The sequence below is a fragment of the Streptococcus mitis genome (genome assembly GCF_946190065.1).
Lineage (GTDB): Bacteria > Bacillota > Bacilli > Lactobacillales > Streptococcaceae > Streptococcus > Streptococcus mitis_DE.
In genome coordinates this window covers 63,968-81,740 of the sequence record NZ_CAMHZD010000004.1, presented here as the reverse complement: position 1 = coordinate 81,740, position 17,773 = coordinate 63,968, and the positions used below count along the sequence as shown (strand labels likewise).

Annotated in this window: 14 protein-coding genes; 11 read left to right on the top strand and 3 right to left on the bottom strand. The window is 39.8% G+C overall.

The features are described 5' to 3' along the window. The first annotated feature begins 145 nt into the window (after positions 1 to 145). From OCF96_RS02955 to OCF96_RS02910, 10 genes are all read left to right on the top strand, one after another. Positions 146 to 2,326, top strand: coding sequence for a PTS transporter subunit IIBC (locus OCF96_RS02955; protein ID WP_261446173.1), 2,181 nt, complete (start codon positions 146 to 148; stop codon positions 2,324 to 2,326). A gap of 51 nt (positions 2,327 to 2,377) precedes the next feature. After that, a complete protein-coding gene (locus OCF96_RS02950) occupies positions 2,378 to 3,193 on the top strand; it encodes an endonuclease/exonuclease/phosphatase family protein (protein WP_261446171.1) in 816 nt (271 codons plus the stop codon). A 140-nt stretch (positions 3,194 to 3,333) separates the two neighbouring features. Beyond that, a complete protein-coding gene (locus tag OCF96_RS02945; protein WP_261446170.1) occupies positions 3,334 to 4,677 on the top strand; it encodes a DEAD/DEAH box helicase in 1,344 nt (447 codons plus the stop codon). Between the two features lie 377 nt (positions 4,678 to 5,054). After that, positions 5,055 to 6,245: a methionine adenosyltransferase gene (metK, locus tag OCF96_RS02940; protein WP_261446168.1), complete on the top strand. Its 1,191-nt coding sequence runs from the start codon at positions 5,055 to 5,057 to the stop codon at positions 6,243 to 6,245. A gap of 89 nt (positions 6,246 to 6,334) precedes the next feature. Further along, positions 6,335 to 7,726 (top strand): peptidoglycan-N-acetylglucosamine deacetylase PgdA, encoded by a 1,392-nt coding sequence (pgdA, locus tag OCF96_RS02935; protein WP_261446149.1) that lies wholly within the window; start codon positions 6,335 to 6,337, stop codon positions 7,724 to 7,726. A 77-nt stretch (positions 7,727 to 7,803) separates the two neighbouring features. Next, positions 7,804 to 8,646, top strand: coding sequence for an aldo/keto reductase (locus tag OCF96_RS02930; RefSeq protein WP_261446134.1), 843 nt, complete (start codon positions 7,804 to 7,806; stop codon positions 8,644 to 8,646). Positions 8,647 to 8,914: 268 nt separating this feature from the next. Next, on the top strand, positions 8,915 to 9,286 hold the full coding sequence (locus OCF96_RS02925) for a GFA family protein (protein ID WP_084865263.1): 372 nt from the start codon (positions 8,915 to 8,917) through the stop codon (positions 9,284 to 9,286). A gap of 209 nt (positions 9,287 to 9,495) precedes the next feature. Continuing rightward, entirely contained in the window at positions 9,496 to 10,413 is a 918-nt protein-coding gene (gene glyQ, locus OCF96_RS02920) for a glycine--tRNA ligase subunit alpha (RefSeq protein WP_000038733.1), read from the top strand. A gap of 259 nt (positions 10,414 to 10,672) precedes the next feature. Continuing rightward, positions 10,673 to 12,709: a glycine--tRNA ligase subunit beta gene (glyS, locus tag OCF96_RS02915; RefSeq protein WP_261446126.1), complete on the top strand. Its 2,037-nt coding sequence runs from the start codon at positions 10,673 to 10,675 to the stop codon at positions 12,707 to 12,709. A 42-nt stretch (positions 12,710 to 12,751) separates the two neighbouring features. Next, positions 12,752 to 13,009, top strand: coding sequence for a DUF896 family protein (locus OCF96_RS02910; protein WP_020903505.1), 258 nt, complete (start codon positions 12,752 to 12,754; stop codon positions 13,007 to 13,009). A gap of 115 nt (positions 13,010 to 13,124) precedes the next feature. Here the strand turns inward: OCF96_RS02910 and OCF96_RS02905 are convergent, their stop codons facing one another. The 3 genes from OCF96_RS02905 to OCF96_RS02895 are packed head-to-tail and all read right to left on the bottom strand — an operon-like array spanning position 13,125 to position 15,976. After that, positions 13,125 to 14,369, bottom strand: a complete 1,245-nt coding sequence (locus OCF96_RS02905) for an NAD(P)H-dependent oxidoreductase (RefSeq protein WP_020903506.1) — start codon at positions 14,367 to 14,369, stop codon at positions 13,125 to 13,127. Positions 14,370 to 14,387: 18 nt separating this feature from the next. Beyond that, positions 14,388 to 14,993, bottom strand: coding sequence for an NADPH-dependent FMN reductase (locus tag OCF96_RS02900; protein ID WP_000915951.1), 606 nt, complete (start codon positions 14,991 to 14,993; stop codon positions 14,388 to 14,390). Positions 14,994 to 15,052: 59 nt separating this feature from the next. Further along, positions 15,053 to 15,976, bottom strand: a complete 924-nt coding sequence (locus OCF96_RS02895; RefSeq protein WP_070527952.1) for an FAD:protein FMN transferase — start codon at positions 15,974 to 15,976, stop codon at positions 15,053 to 15,055. Between the two features lie 308 nt (positions 15,977 to 16,284). Between OCF96_RS02895 and nox the strand changes: the two genes are divergently transcribed. After that, on the top strand, positions 16,285 to 17,664 hold the full coding sequence (gene nox, locus OCF96_RS02890) for a H2O-forming NADH oxidase (RefSeq protein ID WP_143951900.1): 1,380 nt from the start codon (positions 16,285 to 16,287) through the stop codon (positions 17,662 to 17,664). Positions 17,665 to 17,773 lie beyond the last annotated feature (109 nt).

Here is a 17,773-nt window from a genome sequence, read left to right as displayed (position 1 = left end):
CTTTTTTACTACAAAAATTTTAGAAAAAAGTCTACTTTTTTTTATAAAAGCCTTTACAAAAAAAATTAAAGTGGTATAATTGAATTATAGAAAGTGCAAACGTTTTCGTAAAACGTTTGCCTAAATAAAAATAAAGGAGATTTGAATGATGAAAGATACATTCAAAAATGTCTTGTCTTTCGAATTTTGGCAAAAATTCGGTAAGGCTTTGATGGTGGTTATCGCCGTTATGCCGGCTGCTGGTTTGATGATTTCAATCGGTAAGTCTATCGTGATGATTAACCCAACCTTTGCACCACTTGTAATCACAGGTGGAATTCTTGAGCAAATCGGTTGGGGGGTTATCGGTAACCTTCACATTTTGTTTGCCCTAGCCATTGGAGGTAGCTGGGCTAAAGAACGTGCTGGTGGTGCTTTCGCCGCTGGTCTTGCCTTCATCTTGATTAACCGTATTACTGGTACAATCTTTGGTGTATCAGGTGATATGTTGAAAAATCCAGATGCTATGGTAACTACTCTATTCGGTGGTTCAATCAAAGTTGCTGATTACTTTATCAGTGTTCTTGAAGCTCCAGCCTTGAACATGGGTGTATTCGTAGGGATTATCTCAGGTTTTGTAGGGGCAACTGCTTACAACAAATACTACAATTTCCGTAAACTTCCTGATGCACTTTCATTCTTCAACGGGAAACGTTTCGTACCATTTGTAGTTATTCTTCGTTCAGCAATCGCTGCAATTCTACTTGCTGCATTCTGGCCAGTAGTTCAAACAGGTATCAATAGCTTTGGTATCTGGATTGCTAACTCACAAGAAACTGCTCCAATCCTTGCACCATTCTTGTATGGTACTTTGGAACGTTTGCTCTTGCCATTTGGTCTTCACCACATGTTGACAATCCCAATGAACTATACAGCTCTTGGTGGTACTTATGAGATTTTGACAGGTGCAGCTAAAGGTACTCAAGTATTTGGTCAAGACCCACTATGGCTTGCATGGGTAACAGACCTTGTTAACCTTAAAGGTACAGATGCAAGTCATTACCAACAATTGTTAGATACTGTTCACCCAGCTCGTTTCAAAGTTGGACAAATGATCGGTTCATTCGGTATCTTGATGGGTGTGATTGTAGCTATCTACCGTAATGTTGATGCTGATAAGAAACACAAATACAAAGGTATGATGATTGCGACAGCTCTTGCAACATTCTTGACAGGGGTTACTGAACCAATCGAATACATGTTCATGTTTGTAGCAACACCTATGTATCTTGTTTACTCACTTGTTCAAGGTGCTGCCTTTGCTATGGCTGACGTCGTAAACCTACGTATGCACTCATTCGGTTCAATCGAGTTCTTGACTCGTACACCTATTGCAATCAGTGCTGGTATCGGTATGGATATCATTAACTTCATTTGGGTAACTGTTCTCTTTGCTGTAATCATGTACTTTATCGCAAACTTCATGATTCAAAAATTCAACTACGCAACTCCAGGACGTAACGGAAACTACGAAACTGCTGAAGGTTCAGAAGAAGCTAGCAGCGAAGTGAAAGTTGCAGCTGGTTCTCAAGCTGTAAACATTATCAACCTTCTTGGTGGACGTGCAAACATCGTTGATGTAGACGCATGTATGACTCGTCTTCGTGTAACTGTAAAAGACGCTGACAAAGTCGGTGATGCAGAACAATGGAAAGCAGAAGGAGCTATGGGTCTTGTCATGAAAGGACAAGGAGTTCAAGCTATCTACGGTCCAAAAGCAGACGTATTGAAATCTGATATCCAAGATATCCTTGATTCAGGTGAAGTTATTCCTGAAACTCTTCCAAGTCAAATGACAGAAGCACAACAAAACACAGTTCACTATAAAGGTCTTACTGAGGAAGTATACTCAGTAGCTGATGGTCAAGTTGTTGCTTTGGAACAAGTAAAAGATCCAGTATTTGCTCAAAAAATGATGGGTGACGGATTTGCTGTTGAACCTGCAAATGGAAACATTGTATCTCCAGTTTCAGGTACTGTATCAAGCATCTTCCCAACAAAACATGCTCTTGGTCTTGTGACTGAACCAGGTCTTGAAGTATTGGTTCACATTGGTTTGGACACAGTAAGTCTTGAAGGTAAACCATTTACAGTTCATGTTGCTGAAGGACAAAAAGTTGCAGCAGGTGATCTCCTTGTTACAGCTGACTTGGATGCTATCCGTGCAGCAGGACGTGAAACTTCAACAGTAGTTGTCTTCACAAATGGTGATGCAATTAAATCAGTTAAATTAGAACAAACAGGTTCTCTTGCAGCTAAAACAGCAGTTGCTAAAGTAGAATTGTAATATACTTGAGGTTGGAAGCTGTTTTCCAACCTCTTGTTTTAGGAGAAAAACATGAAATTTTTAACACTCAATACTCATAGCTGGATGGAAAAAGAAGCTGAAAAAAAATTACAGCTCTTGCTTGAAGATATTCTTGAAAAAGATTATGATTTGATTTGTTTCCAAGAAATCAATCAGGAGATTACCTCGCCAGAGGTAGAAGTTAATGATCTCTATCAAGCTTTGCCAGCAGCTGAGCCTATTCATCAAGACCACTATGTTAGACTTTTGGTTGAAAAGTTGTCAGAGCAAGGAAAAAATTACTATTGGACCTGGGCCTATAACCATATCGGTTATGACCGCTACCATGAAGGTGTGGCTATCTTGTCTAAAACACCTATTAAAGCCAGAGAAATTTTGGTTTCAGATGTGGATGATCCAACAGACTATCATACTCGCCGTGTTGCCCTGGCTGAAACTGTAGTTGATGGTAAGGAGTTAGCAGTTGCCAGTGTCCACCTTTCTTGGTGGGATAAAGGGTTCCAAGAAGAATGGGCACGATTTGAGGCAGTTTTGAAAGAATTGAACAAGCCACTTTTACTAGCTGGAGATTTTAACAACCCAGCTGGCCAGGAAGGTTATCAAGCTATTTTAGCTAGTCCGTTAAGATTACAAGATGCATTTGAAGTTGCTCAAGAGAAAAGTGGTAGTTATACTGTTCCACCAGAAATTGATGGATGGAAGGGGAACACTGAACCTCTTCGAATCGATTATGTCTTTACTACCAAAGAGTTAGCGGTGGAAAATTTACATGTCGTATTTGATGGTAACAAGAGTCCACAAGTGAGTGATCACTATGGTTTGAATGCTATGTTAAACTGGAAATAATAACTGAAAAGAGCTTGGAATCACGAAATTCCAGCCTTTTTCTGACTAGAGAAGCTACTGGAAAAAGCTTAAATAAGTGAAGCTACTGAAATGGAATAAAATGTGGTATAATTGAACAGATAGATAGAATCGAGGATATTATGTCATTTACGAAATTTCAATTTAAAAACTATATTAGAGAAGCCTTGGAGGAGTTAAAATTTACAACTCCAACAGAGGTGCAAGACAAGTTGATTCCTATTGTTTTGACAGGTCGTGACCTAGTCGGTGAATCAAAAACAGGTTCAGGTAAAACTCACACTTTCTTGTTACCGATTTTCCAGCAATTAGATGAAGCTAGCGATAGTGTACAAGCCGTGATTACTGCACCGAGTCGTGAATTAGCTACTCAAATTTACCAAGCAGCCCGTCAGATTGCTACTCACTCAGACGTGGAAGTTCGTGTGGTTAATTATGTGGGTGGTACGGATAAGGCTCGCCAGATTGAGAAATTGGCAAGTAACCAGCCTCATATTGTTATCGGAACGCCTGGCCGTATTTATGACTTAGTTAAGTCTGGTGATCTAGCTATTCACAAGGCTAAGACCTTTGTGATCGATGAGGCAGATATGACCTTGGATATGGGATTCTTAGAAACTGTTGATAAGATTGCTGGAAGCCTTCCAAAAGACCTGCAATTCATGGTCTTCTCAGCGACTATCCCACAAAAGTTGCAACCATTCTTGAAAAAATACTTATCAAATCCTGTTATGGAGAAAATCAAGACCAAAACGGTCATTTCTGATACCATTGATAATTGGTTGATTTCGACCAAGGGCCGAGATAAGAATGCTCAAATTTACCAGTTGACTCAGTTGATGCAACCGTATTTGGCAATGATTTTTGTCAACACTAAGACACGTGCTGATGAGTTGCATTCATATCTGACTGCTCAAGGCTTGAAGGTGGCAAAAATCCATGGGGATATTGCCCCTCGTGAGCGCAAACGTATCATGAATCAGGTGAAAAATCTGGATTTTGAGTACATTGTCGCAACAGATTTGGCAGCGCGTGGGATTGATATTGAAGGTGTCAGCCATGTCATCAATGATGCCATTCCGCAAGATTTGTCCTTCTTTGTTCACCGTGTTGGTCGAACTGGAAGAAATGGCCTACCAGGTACAGCTATTACCCTTTATCAGCCAAGTGATGACTCCGATATCCGTGAGTTGGAGAAATTGGGAATCAAGTTTACTCCTAAGATGGTCAAAGACGGGGAATTTCAAGATACTTATGACCGTGATCGTCGTGTCAACCGTGAGAAAAAACAAGACAAGCTTGATATCGAAATGATTGGTTTGGTCAAAAAGAAAAAGAAAAAAGTCAAACCGGGTTATAAGAAGAAAATTCAATGGGCAGTGGATGAAAAACGCCGCAAAACCAAGCGCGCTGAAAATCGTGCTCGTGGTCGTGCAGAGCGTAAAGCTAAACGTCAAACATTTTAATAGCAATTGTTGGAGTGCTGAGCTCCAACTTTTTTTATTTATGAGAACAAAATATCTACATTGAAACACTACATTAAAGACTGCAAATTGCGCCTAAAAATGGTATAATAGTAAAGTTATATAGTCCCGATAAGATGGTAGGTATTTATCACTAAGAGTTTTCCTATCAGTACTTTGTAATTCGCAAAGAATGACGGCTCAAAAGTCGTTCGTCATTCTACGGTTGCCGCTATAATGAGGTCACCCTATGCGCCTTACTAGCTTCAGAAATAAAAAAGTATCGTTTTTATTTCTTACGCGTTGTAACTCTTAGAAAATGAAAATACCTATCAGTACTTTGTAACTCTATAACACTATTTTTAAGGGGGGACATTTTTATGTCAGAACGTAAATTATTCACGTCTGAATCTGTATCTGAGGGGCATCCAGATAAGATTGCAGACCAAATTTCAGATGCGATTTTGGATGCTATTTTAGCTAAAGATCCAGAGGCGCACGTTGCTGCTGAGACAGCTGTATATACTGGTTCAGTCCATGTTTTTGGTGAAATTTCTACAAATGCCTATGTGGATATTAACCGTGTGGTTCGTGATACCATTGCAGAGATTGGCTATACCAATACAGAATACGGTTTTTCTGCTGAGACAGTGGGAGTACACCCATCTTTGGTGGAACAATCTCCTGACATTGCTCAAGGTGTTAACGAAGCCTTAGAGGTTCGTGGAAATGCAGACCAGGATCCACTGGACTTGATTGGTGCTGGAGACCAAGGGCTTATGTTTGGATTTGCGGTAGATGAAACAGAAGAGCTCATGCCATTGCCAATTTCACTCAGCCATAAATTGGTTCGTCGTCTGGCAGAACTTCGTAAGTCTGGTGAAATTAGCTATCTTCGCCCAGATGCCAAGTCACAAGTTACAGTTGAGTATGATGAAAATGACCGTCCAGTACGTGTGGACACAGTCGTGATTTCAACTCAGCACGATCCAGAAGTCAGCAACGAACAAATTCACAATGATGTCATTAACAAGGTTATCAAAGAGGTTATTCCAGCTTCCTACTTGGATGAGCAAACAAAATTCTTCATCAATCCTACTGGTCGTTTTGTAATCGGTGGACCTCAAGGGGACTCAGGTTTGACCGGTCGTAAGATTATTGTGGATACGTATGGTGGCTACTCTCGTCATGGTGGTGGTGCCTTCTCTGGTAAAGATGCGACTAAGGTTGACCGTTCAGCCTCTTATGCAGCTCGCTATATTGCCAAGAATATCGTTGCAGCTGGGTTGGCTAAGAAGGCAGAAGTGCAATTGGCATACGCAATCGGTGTTGCCCAACCTGTTTCTGTTCGTATCGATACCTTTGGTACAGGAACAGTAGCTGAAAGCAAACTTGAAAAAGCGGCTCGTCAAATCTTTGACCTTCGCCCGGCAGGAATTATCCAAATGCTGGATCTTAAACGTCCAATTTACCGTCAAACAGCGGCTTATGGTCACATGGGACGTACAGATATTGACCTTCCATGGGACCGTTTGGATAAGGTAGATGCTTTGAAAGAAGCAGTTAAATAAATTTTTAAGAGGGGGACTTCCTCTCTTTTTAATATACTGTTTCTTCTAAAATCATTGAAATTATAGCCTGAATCTGATATCATATTTCTATGGATAAAAGTAGAGCAAAACGTGTTGTGCACGATAAAAAGAGAATCGGCTTGATAGCCCTGGTAGCTATCTTTTCGGTAAGTATATGTGTCCTTGGTTCAATTATTGGGTATAAAATATATACAAAGCAAAGTTTTGAACAAAGGATTGAATCTCTTAAAAAAGAGAAAGATGATCAATTAAGTGAGGGAAATAAGAAGGATCATTTTCGTAAGGGACAAGCAGAAGTAATTGCCTATTATCCTCTCCAAGGGGAGCATGTGATTTCATCTGTAAAGGAAATCATGACACAGGATATTAAGGAAAATCTGGAAGACAAGGAGAATCTGGTTTTCTATTATACGGAGAAACAGGATTCGACTTTAAAAGGGATTGTCAACCGAAGTGTGATGAAACAAGTCTATGATTTAACTTGGTCAAAAGTTGAAGAGACTGAAAAAACTAGTCTTGCAAAAGTACATTTGACAGAAGATGGCAAACCTTTTACACTTGATCAATTATTTTCAGATGCTAGTAAAGCCAAAGAGCAGCTGATAAAAGAAATGACCTCTTTCTTACAGGATAAGAAATTGGAGCAAGAAAAGATTGATCAGCTTGTTAAAGGTTTCTCTGACCAAGACTTATCTGCATGGAATTTTGATTACAAGGATAGTCAAATTATCCTTTACCCAAGCCAGGCAGTGGAAAATATAGATGAAATTGCCTTGCCAGTATCTAGTTTCTTTGAGGTTATTCAGTCCTCTTATCTATTAGATAAGGATGCAGAACTTTATAAGGCTTATTATGAAAAGAAAAATCGTAAAGTAGTAGCCTTGACTTTTGATGATGGCCCGAATCCTGCAACGACAAATCAAGCATTAGACACTCTTTCTAAGTATGGTATTAAGGCAACTTTCTTTGTTTTAGGTAAGAATGTTTCTGGCAATGAGGAGATTTTGAAGCGAATGAAAGCAGATGGTCATGTCATTGGAAACCATAGTTGGAGCCATCCAGTACTTTCAAAACTTTCTCTTGATGAAGCTAAAAAACAGATTACTGATACTGAGGATGCTCTAACTAAGGTGCTGGGCTCTAGTTCTAAACTTATGCGTCCGCCTTATGGAGCCATTACAGACGACATTCGCAATAGCCTCGATTTAAGCTTTATTATGTGGGATGTGGATAGTCTTGACTGGAAGAATAAAAATGAAGCATCTATTCTGACAGAAATTCAGCGTGAAGTCAAGAATGGTTCTATTATCCTTATGCATGATATTCATGCTGAGACGGTACATGCTCTACCTAAGGTTATTGACTACTTGAAAGGGCAAGGTTATGACTTTGTGACAATTCCAGATTTGTTAGATACTCGTCTTAAAGCTCACCAGCTCTACTACGACCGTGACCAATAATATACAAAATCTAAAGAGATAAGTTTTTCTTGAAAATTTAGATCTTTGGATTTTCTTCTAATTTAGAAAGGGAAAAAATGAAATCTTATACTTTAAATAACGGCGTTACGATTCCAGTTCTGGGATTTGGAACCTGGAAAGCTGAAAATGGAGAGATTGCCTACCAAGCAGTTTTAGAGGCTTTAAAAGCAGGATATCGCCATATCGATACGGCAACGATTTATAAAAATGAAGAAAGCGTTGGTCGTGCTATTCAAGATAGTGGCATTCCGCGTGAGGAAATTTTTGTAACCAGCAAACTCTGGAATACAAATCACAACTATGAGCAAACTCGTCAGGCTTTTGAAGAGTCTTTAGAGAAGCTGGGCTTGGAATATTTGGATTTGTATTTGATTCATTGGCCAAATCCAAAATCGCTCAGAGAAAATGAGGAATGGAAAATCCGAAATGCGGAAGTTTGGAGAGCGATGGAGGATCTTTACCTAGAAGGCAAAATCCGTGCTATCGGTGTTAGTAATTTTCTTCCCCATCATTTGGATGCCTTGCTTGAAACAGCAAAAATTCTTCCAGCGGTCAATCAAGTTCGTTTGGCACCAGGTGTGTATCAAGGGGAAGTAGTAGATTACTGTCGAGAAAAAGGAATTTTATTGGAAGCTTGGGGGCCTTTTGGTCAGGGAGAACTGTTTGATAGCAAGCAAGTGCAAGAAATTGCGGCAAATCACGGAAAGTCTGTTGCTCAAATAGCCTTGGCCTGGAGCTTAGCAGAAGGATTTTTACCACTTCCGAAATCTGTCACAGCATCGCGGATTCAGGCTAATCTTGATTGTTTTGGAATTGAATTGAGTCATGAAGAAAGGGAAACCTTAAAAGTGATTGCTGTTCAGTCGGGTGCTCCACGAGTTGATGATATGGATTTCTAGAAAATCATAAAAAGAATTGTACATTGTGCTAATTTTTGATATAATAGTCAGCAGGAAAGAAAGTCTTATGGCGTTCTTCAAGCGAACTTGGGATAGTGGGAGCCAAGTAGGGCAAAATAAAGAACTGGCGCTTTCTGTAATATTTTTAAAAACAATGAAGTAATAAATTAGGGTGGAACCGCGTTTCTGACGCCCCTAGTCGCAAGGCTTGGGTGTTGAAATTCGGTTCTTTTTGAATTCGTCTAATGCCTAAGTAGAAAGGAGCATAATGCTTAAAGGATCTTGTTTATGTAAAGCAGTGACCTACACTCTAGATGAGGAATTATCGGAATTAGTTTTTTGTCATTGCTCATTTTGTCGGAAAGCAACTGCGTCTGCCTATACAGTTAATGCCAAAGTTAGCAGTGAAAAGCTAGTATTGCATGGAAAAGAAAAGCTTGTTTCTTATAGTTCTTCTCCAGGAAAACAGCGTTATTACTGCCAGAACTGTCATAGTCAAATTTTCACTGTTCAAGAAAATATACCAGAAGTCTGTGCTTTGAAATTAGGTACAATAGATGAATGCGATCAGAATTTACAAACTGTTCCTAAACGTCATATTTTTCAGGACCCAGCTTTTTCTTGGTTGCTTGAAAAATAAATCTAAGAAGATAATATAAATTAAAGGAGTAAACAATGTCTAAAAAATTGACTTTCCACTGCGTCAGTGGCAGAAACCTCCTTATAGTCGGACTGCCCCACGCTCGGCACTAGAGTGCCTGAGCTAGACGCAGTACTAACTCGTCTTGCCTCGTATGATCGACGAGGCAGACTCGTGTCGCAAGTAATTTATATAAAAAGGAGTAAACAATGTCTAAGAAATTAACATTTCAAGAAATTATTTTGACTTTGCAACAATTTTGGAATGACCAAGGTTGTATGCTTATGCAGGCTTATGATAATGAGAAAGGTGCGGGGACAATGAGTCCTTACACTTTCCTTCGTGCTATCGGACCTGAGCCATGGAATGCAGCTTATGTAGAGCCATCACGTCGTCCTGCTGACGGTCGTTACGGAGAAAATCCTAACCGTCTCTACCAACACCACCAATTCCAGGTGGTCATGAAGCCATCTCCATCAAACATCCAAGAACTTTACCTTGAGTCTTTGGAAAAATTGGGAATCAATCCTTTGGAGCACGACATCCGTTTTGTTGAGGATAACTGGGAAAACCCATCAACTGGTTCAGCTGGTCTTGGTTGGGAAGTTTGGCTTGATGGGATGGAAATTACTCAGTTCACTTATTTCCAACAAGTCGGTGGATTGGCAACTGGCCCTGTGACTGCAGAAGTTACTTATGGTTTGGAGCGTTTGGCTTCTTACATTCAAGAAGTAGACTCTGTCTATGATATCGAGTGGGCTGATGGTGTAAAATACGGAGAAATCTTCATCCAGCCTGAGTATGAGCACTCAAAATATTCATTTGAAATTTCTGATCAAGAAATGTTGCTTGAAAACTTTGATAAGTTTGAAAAAGAAGCTGGTCGTGCCTTGGAAGAAGGTTTGGTTCACCCTGCCTATGACTATGTTCTCAAATGTTCACACACCTTTAACCTGCTTGATGCGCGTGGCGCCGTATCTGTAACCGAACGCGCAGGCTATATCGCCCGTATCCGTAACTTGGCCCGTGTCGTAGCCAAAACCTTTGTCGCAGAACGAAAACGCCTAGGCTACCCACTTTTGGATGAAGCAACACGAGCTAAACTCTTAGCAGAAGACGCAGAATAGTGAGTAATATTGTGCTCTAAAATCGTTAGAGGCAAGTCGAAGACTTGCTAGAGGGATATGCACCGCCGTACTGTTATGTGGGGATTTTTGAAACCTTAGGTTCAAAAATTAGTCAGCTAAATCCACTTTGATGAGACTGTTGGAAATCTTGATCAATTTAGTATTAGATTTCCATACAGACTCACAAAGTTAGTTAGCGACGTCCCCAGTACCTAAGGTGCATATCAAAAAAGATTGAAGAAAATGTAAAGGAAAAAACATGACAAAAAACTTATTAGTAGAACTCGGTCTTGAAGAATTACCAGCCTATGTTGTCACACCAAGTGAAAAACAACTAGGCGAAAAAATGGCAGCCTTCCTTAAGGAAAACCGCCTGTCTTTTGAAGCCATTCAAACCTTCTCAACACCACGTCGTTTAGCTGTTCGTGTAACTGGTCTTGCAGACAAACAGTCTGATTTGACAGAAGATTTTAAGGGGCCAGCAAAGAAAATTGCCTTGGATAGTGATGGAAACTTCACCAAAGCAGCTCAAGGATTTGTTCGTGGAAAAGGATTGACTGTTGAAGATATCGAATTCCGTGAAATCAAGGGTGAAGAATATGTCTATGTTACCAAGGAAGAAATTGGTCAAGCAGTTGAAGCCATTGTTCCTGGTGTTGTAGATGTCTTGAAGTCCTTGACTTTCCCTGTCAGCATGCACTGGGCTAACAATGCCTTTGAATACATCCGTCCTGTTCACACTTTAACTGTTCTTTTAGACGAAGAAGAGTTTGATTTGGATTTCCTTGATATCAAGGGAGGTCGTGTGAGCCGTGGTCATCGTTTCTTGGGACAAGAAACTAAGATTCAGTCAGCATTGAGCTATGAAGAAGACCTTCGTAAGCAGTTTGTAATCGCAGATCCACGTGAACGTGAGCAAATGATTGTTGACCAAATCAAGGCAATCGAAGCTGAGCATGGTGTACGTATCGAAATTGATGCTGACTTGCTTAATGAAGTCTTGAACTTGGTTGAATACCCAACTGCCTTTATGGGAAGTTTTGATGCCAAATACCTTGAGGTTCCAGAAGAAGTCTTGGTAACTTCGATGAAAGAACACCAACGTTACTTTGTTGTTCGTGATCAAGATGGCAAGCTCTTGCCAAACTTCATTTCTGTTCGTAACGGAAATGCAGAGTATTTGGAAAATGTCATTAAAGGAAATGAAAAAGTCTTAGTAGCCCGCTTGGAAGACGGTGAATTCTTCTGGCGTGAAGACCAAAAATTGGTTATTTCTGACCTTGTTGAAAAATTAAACAATGTCACCTTCCATGAGAAGATTGGTTCCCTTCGTGAACACATGATTCGTACGGGTCAAATCGCTGTACTTTTGGCAGAAAAAGCTGGTTTGTCAGTGGATGAAACGATTGACTTAGCTCGTGCAGCAGCCATTTACAAGTTTGACTTGTTGACAGGTATGGTTGGTGAGTTTGACGAACTCCAAGGAATTATGGGTGAGAAATATGCCCTTCTTGCTGGTGAAACTCCAGCGGTGGCAGCTGCTATTCGTGAACACTACATGCCTACTTCAGCTGAAGGAGAACTTCCAGAGAGCAAGGTTGGAGCCATTCTAGCCATTGCAGACAAATTGGATACGATTTTGAGTTTCTTCTCAGTAGGCTTGATTCCATCAGGTTCTAATGACCCTTATGCCCTTCGTCGTGCGACCCAAGGTGTGGTTCGTATCTTGGATGCCTTTGGTTGGCACATTGCTATGGATGAGTTGATTGATAGCCTTTATGCTTTGAAATTTGACAGCTTGACTTATGAAAATAAGACAGAGGTTATGGACTTTATCAAGGCTCGTGTTGATAAGATGATGGGCTCTACTCCAAAAGATATTAAGGAAGCAGTACTTGCAAGTTCGAACTTTGTTGTGGCAGATATGTTGGAAGCAGCAAGTGCTCTTGTAGAAGCAAGCAAGGGAGAAGACTTTAAACCATCTGTTGAATCCCTCTCACGTGCTTTCAACTTGGCTGAGAAAGCAGAAGGCAATGACACGGTTGATCCTGCTCTCTTTGAGAATGAAGAAGAGAAAGCATTGGCAGAAACAGTAGAATCACTCGTTTTATCAGGTACTGCCAGTCAGCAATTGAAACAACTCTTTGCTCTTAGCCCAGTCATTGATGCATTCTTTGAGAATACCATGGTTATGGCTGAAAATGAAGCAGTCCGTCAAAATCGTTTGGCTATCTTGTCTCATTTAACTCAAAAAGCAGCTAAACTTGCACGTTTTAACCAAATCAATACCAAATAAAATCTGTTAAACGGATTAAATCCTATCATAAAGGAGAGAAACATGGATCCTAAAAAAATTGATCGTATCAACGAGCTTGCCAAAAAGAAAAAAATAGAAGGCTTGACCCCAGAAGAAAAAGTAGAACAAGCCAAACTACGTGAGGAGTACATCGAAGGTTATCGTCGCACTGTTCGTCACCACATCGAGGGAATAAAAATTGTGGATGAAGAAGGAAATGATGTTACACCAGAGAAACTACGTCAGGTACAACGTGAAAAAGGTTTACATGGCCGTAGTCTCGATGATCCAAATTCATAATAAGTATTCTTTCTTTTAATAAGGATAGATAAAATAATAACCAAAAGACTAGCAGTTTTTGTCTGCTAGTCTTTTTTCGCTAAAAAAGGAACCAATATGGTTCCCAAAACTATTATTAGTTACTTGCGCCAGATGTAGCGTCTGCGCCACCACCGTGGCCTCCAGCATCACCTGCATCAGAAGCTCCAGATGTAGCATCTGCATCGCCGTGACCATGTCCGCCAGCAGGAGCTGCAGCATTTCCACCAACTAGACGTTGACCAGTTGTATTAAGGTACCAGTCAAGCCATGGTTGGAAATTAAAGATGATTTCATTGATTCCAGCATATGAACCATCTGGATAGTACATTGCTTGGTAATTATGGGTATTAATAACACCTTCAGGTGTTCCTGGTACAATTGTACGGACATATTCTTGGTCCCCATTACGCAATACGCCGACAACCCATTCAACGTTTTTCATTCTAGAATCTGGCAATGTACCGTGTACTGTTCCTAATCTATTTCCTGATTGAGCACGGACACGTTTACCAAACATTGTATCTGGGTCTTGGTGTGCGTTATTAAAGTACAAGAATTGATTATTATCATCTGCAAATGTCAATTCAAATGGCATTGCTTTCAAGAACATGTCAAGTTGGTTAACTGTCAAGATACCGTGGTCTAATTTAACGTAAGTATCTCCAGAAACAGCTCCAACAAGTTCAGCAGCTTTTTCTACCCATTCAGGATCATCTGGATCAACACCTTGGATAGTAGTTGCAATTGAATTTGTACAATATAAATCTTCTGGCTCAATTGGTTTTGGTTTTTTCAATTTTGAAACGACTCCCACATATTTTACAAAGTTGTCCAAGCATGTTTCAAGGAAATTAACAGTTCCTTCATTCGTGATATTTCCATTAACATCAAAAGCTTCTTTAGCTTTACCAAGAAGGAATTCATTTCCTGGAAGAGTGTAGGCATTGACACCTGGAGCGTCAAGAATCTTACGAAGGTGAACTTGGGCACGAGAAGTACCTTGGTCGTAGTAAGAAGCTCCCACAATCATGACTGGTTTGTTTTCAAATGGATGAACCTCGTATGAAAGCCATTCAAGAACTGATTTAAGAGAAGCTGAGATTGTGTGGTTGTGCTCAGGAGTAGCAATAATGACACCATCAGCACGCGTAATTCTGTTATACAAGAGACGCAATTGGAAGCTTTCGTCCCATTTTTCGTCTTGGTTAAACATTGGAACTTCATCAATTTCGAGAACTTCTAATTCAAATTTGAGTTTGAAGTGACGACGGATGAATTCCAAGAGTTTACGGTTATATGATTGATCGTAGTTTGATCCTACAAGTCCAACAAATTTCATTCTTTTTGGTCTCCTATCTTACAAATTTTCCCAGTCAAAGTCTTCAGCATCTTTGCGAAGTAGGGCTTGTGCGTTGCGCAATTTTTCTGTAATTTTTACAAAGATACGGAAGTCGTCAAAAGTGGCATCTAATTTTTTGATAACATCAAGATCCACTAGATCTCCACTTGGATTGAAGGCTTGAAGAGAATGTGAAAGCAAGAATTCATCTGGAAGGACACTTGCTTTGATTTCTGGGGCATTCAAGATTTGGCGAAGTTGTAATTGGGCACGTGATGAACCAAGCGTACCATATGAAGCACCTGTAATCATGATTGGTTTGTTCAAAAGTGGATAGATACCATAAGACAACCAAGCAAGAGCGCTCATCAAAACAGCTGGGATAGAGTGGTCATACTCAGGAGTACCAATAATAACGCCATCTGCCTCTTCAATTTTAGCAGCAATTTCTAAAATTTCAGCAGGTACTTGCTTGTCAGCTGGTTTGTTGAAGACAGGAATGTCTTTAATTTCAACAAGTTCAATTTCAGCTTTTTCAGCAAAGTGTTTTTGCATGTATTGAAGCAATTGGCGGTTTGTAGAACGTTTTGAATTTGTTCCAACAATAGCAATAAGTTTTAACATGAGATTTCCTTTCTCTTTTTACATAATACAATTTTAAAACTCCATTGAAACATTTGTTTCTATAGAGTAGGAATTCCTGAAGAACAGCTTAGGTGACCTTCCTTATCGATGAGGATAGCTTCGATGCCCTCCAAACTTTCGACTTGCCAGAGGATAGAAGCAGGTCTTTCTCCAAATAGACGAGTTGTCCAGATTTCACCATCAACTGATTTATCAGAGATGATTGTTAGACTCGCTAGTTCCGTTTCAACAGGATAACCTGTTTGGCTGTCAAAAATATGATGGTAATCTTTTCCATCGACAGTCAGGTGACGTTCATAAATGCCTGAAGTCACGACAGATTTATTGACAACAGGGATGGTCATTAAGTGATTTCCCCTCGGATTGGCTGGGTCTTGAATCCCAATTCGCCAAGGCTGATCCCCTCTTGCCTGATTTTTTCCAATAGTCAGGATATTCCCTCCCAGATTGATCAAGGCAGATGTCACTCCCTCTTTTCTCAGAAATTGAGCAACTTTATCCGCACTATAACCCTTGGCTAAACAACCTAGGTCTATCTTCATTCCTTTCTGTTTTAGAAACACAGTAGAAGTAGAAGAATCTAACTCGATATAATGAGGATTGATTAAAGGGAGAATTGATTCGATTTCTTGAGGCTGGGCAACTTTGGCATCTGAAAAACCGATACGCCAGGTTTGAATCAAGGGACCAATGCTGATATTGAGATGGCTAGATGGCGCGAGGCTATGCTCTAATCCAAGTGAAATCAGTTCGAACAGGTCTGGATGAACCTTGACGGGGGCTATTCCAGCTTGATGATTGATTTCCATCAACTCAGATTCTTGGCTATTGGCATTGAAGCGGTATTCGAGCTCTCTGAGTAAATCAAAGGATTTCTGGATCAAGCTATCGGCTCGCTCATCTACTAATGAAATAGTGATAGTAGTCCCCATTAGCCGTTCGGAATGTGAACTAAGAGGCAAGCTACCAACTCCTTTCTTTTATGAAAAGAAGACTGAAATATAGTAAATTTATATTAAATTTAACCCCTTACATTTTCTTTTCATGATACTAGCATACCATAAAGTCAGCGTTTTCACAAATAAAATTTGTAAACTTGTCAAGAAATATGCTCAGAAAATAAAGAGTAATTGTAAGAAAGACTGATAAAATACAGATTATTTACATTTTTTTACAAAAAAAACGGGAAAATTAGCTAAACTCTTGTAAACGCTAACAGTAAATGTTATACTAGAAAGGTAAATTTAAAATTGAAGGTAGGAATTTTTCTATGAGTAAAATCGTTGTAGTTGGTGCTAACCACGCTGGTACAGCATGTATTAATACTATGTTGGATAATTTTGGAAATGAGAACGAAATCGTTGTATTTGACCAGAACTCTAACATCTCTTTCCTAGGATGTGGAATGGCTCTTTGGATTGGTGAACAAATTGACGGTGCTGAAGGCTTGTTCTATTCTGATAAAGAAAAATTGGAAGCTAAAGGTGCTAAGGTATACATGAATTCACCAGTTCTTTCAATCGACTATGATAACAAAGTAGTTACAGCAGAAGTTGAAGGGAAAGAGCACAAAGAATCATACGATAAATTGATTTTCGCTACAGGTTCTACACCAATCTTGCCACCAATCGAAGGTGTTGAAATTGTTAAAGGAAACCGTGAATTTAAAGCAACTCTTGAAAATGTACAATTCGTTAAATTGTACCAAAACGCTGAAGAAGTGATTCATAAATTGGCTGACAAGAGCCAACACCTTGACCGTATCGCCGTTGTTGGTGGTGGATACATCGGTGTTGAACTTGCTGAAGCTTTTGAGCGTCTTGGAAAAGAAGTTGTCCTTGTTGACATCGTAGATACTGTCTTGAACGGATACTACGACAAAGACTTCACTCAAATGATGGCGAAGAACTTGGAAGACCACAACATCCGCTTGGCGCTTGGTCAAACTGTTAAAGCAATTGAGGGTGACGGTAAAGTTGAACGCTTGATTACTGATAAAGAAACTTTCGATGTGGATATGGTTATCCTTGCAGTTGGTTTCCGTCCAAACACAGCCCTTGCTGATGGAAAAATTGAACTCTTCCGTAACGGTGCCTTCCTTGTAGACAAGAAACAAGAAACATCTATCCCAGGCGTTTACGCAGTAGGTGACTGTGCGACTGTTTATGACAACGCTCGTAAAGACACTAGCTACATCGCTCTTGCTTCAAATGCTGTTCGTACTGGTATCGTTGGTGCATACAACGCTTGTGGACATGAATTGGAAGGAATTGGTGTTCAAGGTTCAAATGGTATCTCAATCTACGGTCTTCACATGGTTTCAACTGGTTTGACTCTTGAAAAAGCTAAAGCTGCTGGTTACAACGCAACTGAAACAGGCTTTAACGATCTTCAAAAACCAGAATTTATGAAGCATGACAACCATGAAGTTGCCATCAAGATTGTCTTTGACAAAGATAGCCGTGAAATTCTTGGTGCACAAATGGTTTCACACGATTCTGCAATCAGCATGGGAATCCACATGTTCTCACTTGCTATCCAAGAGCATGTAACAATTGATAAATTGGCATTGACAGACCTATTCTTCTTGCCACACTTTAACAAACCATATAACTACATCACAATGGCTGCACTTACAGCTGAAAAATAAAATTTGATGAACTATCTGTCCTTAAGTTAAGGTCAGATAGTTTTTTAATCAATGTGTACCCATACAATTACATTATTTTTATCTTGTGATTCCTTCTAATCTAACTTAA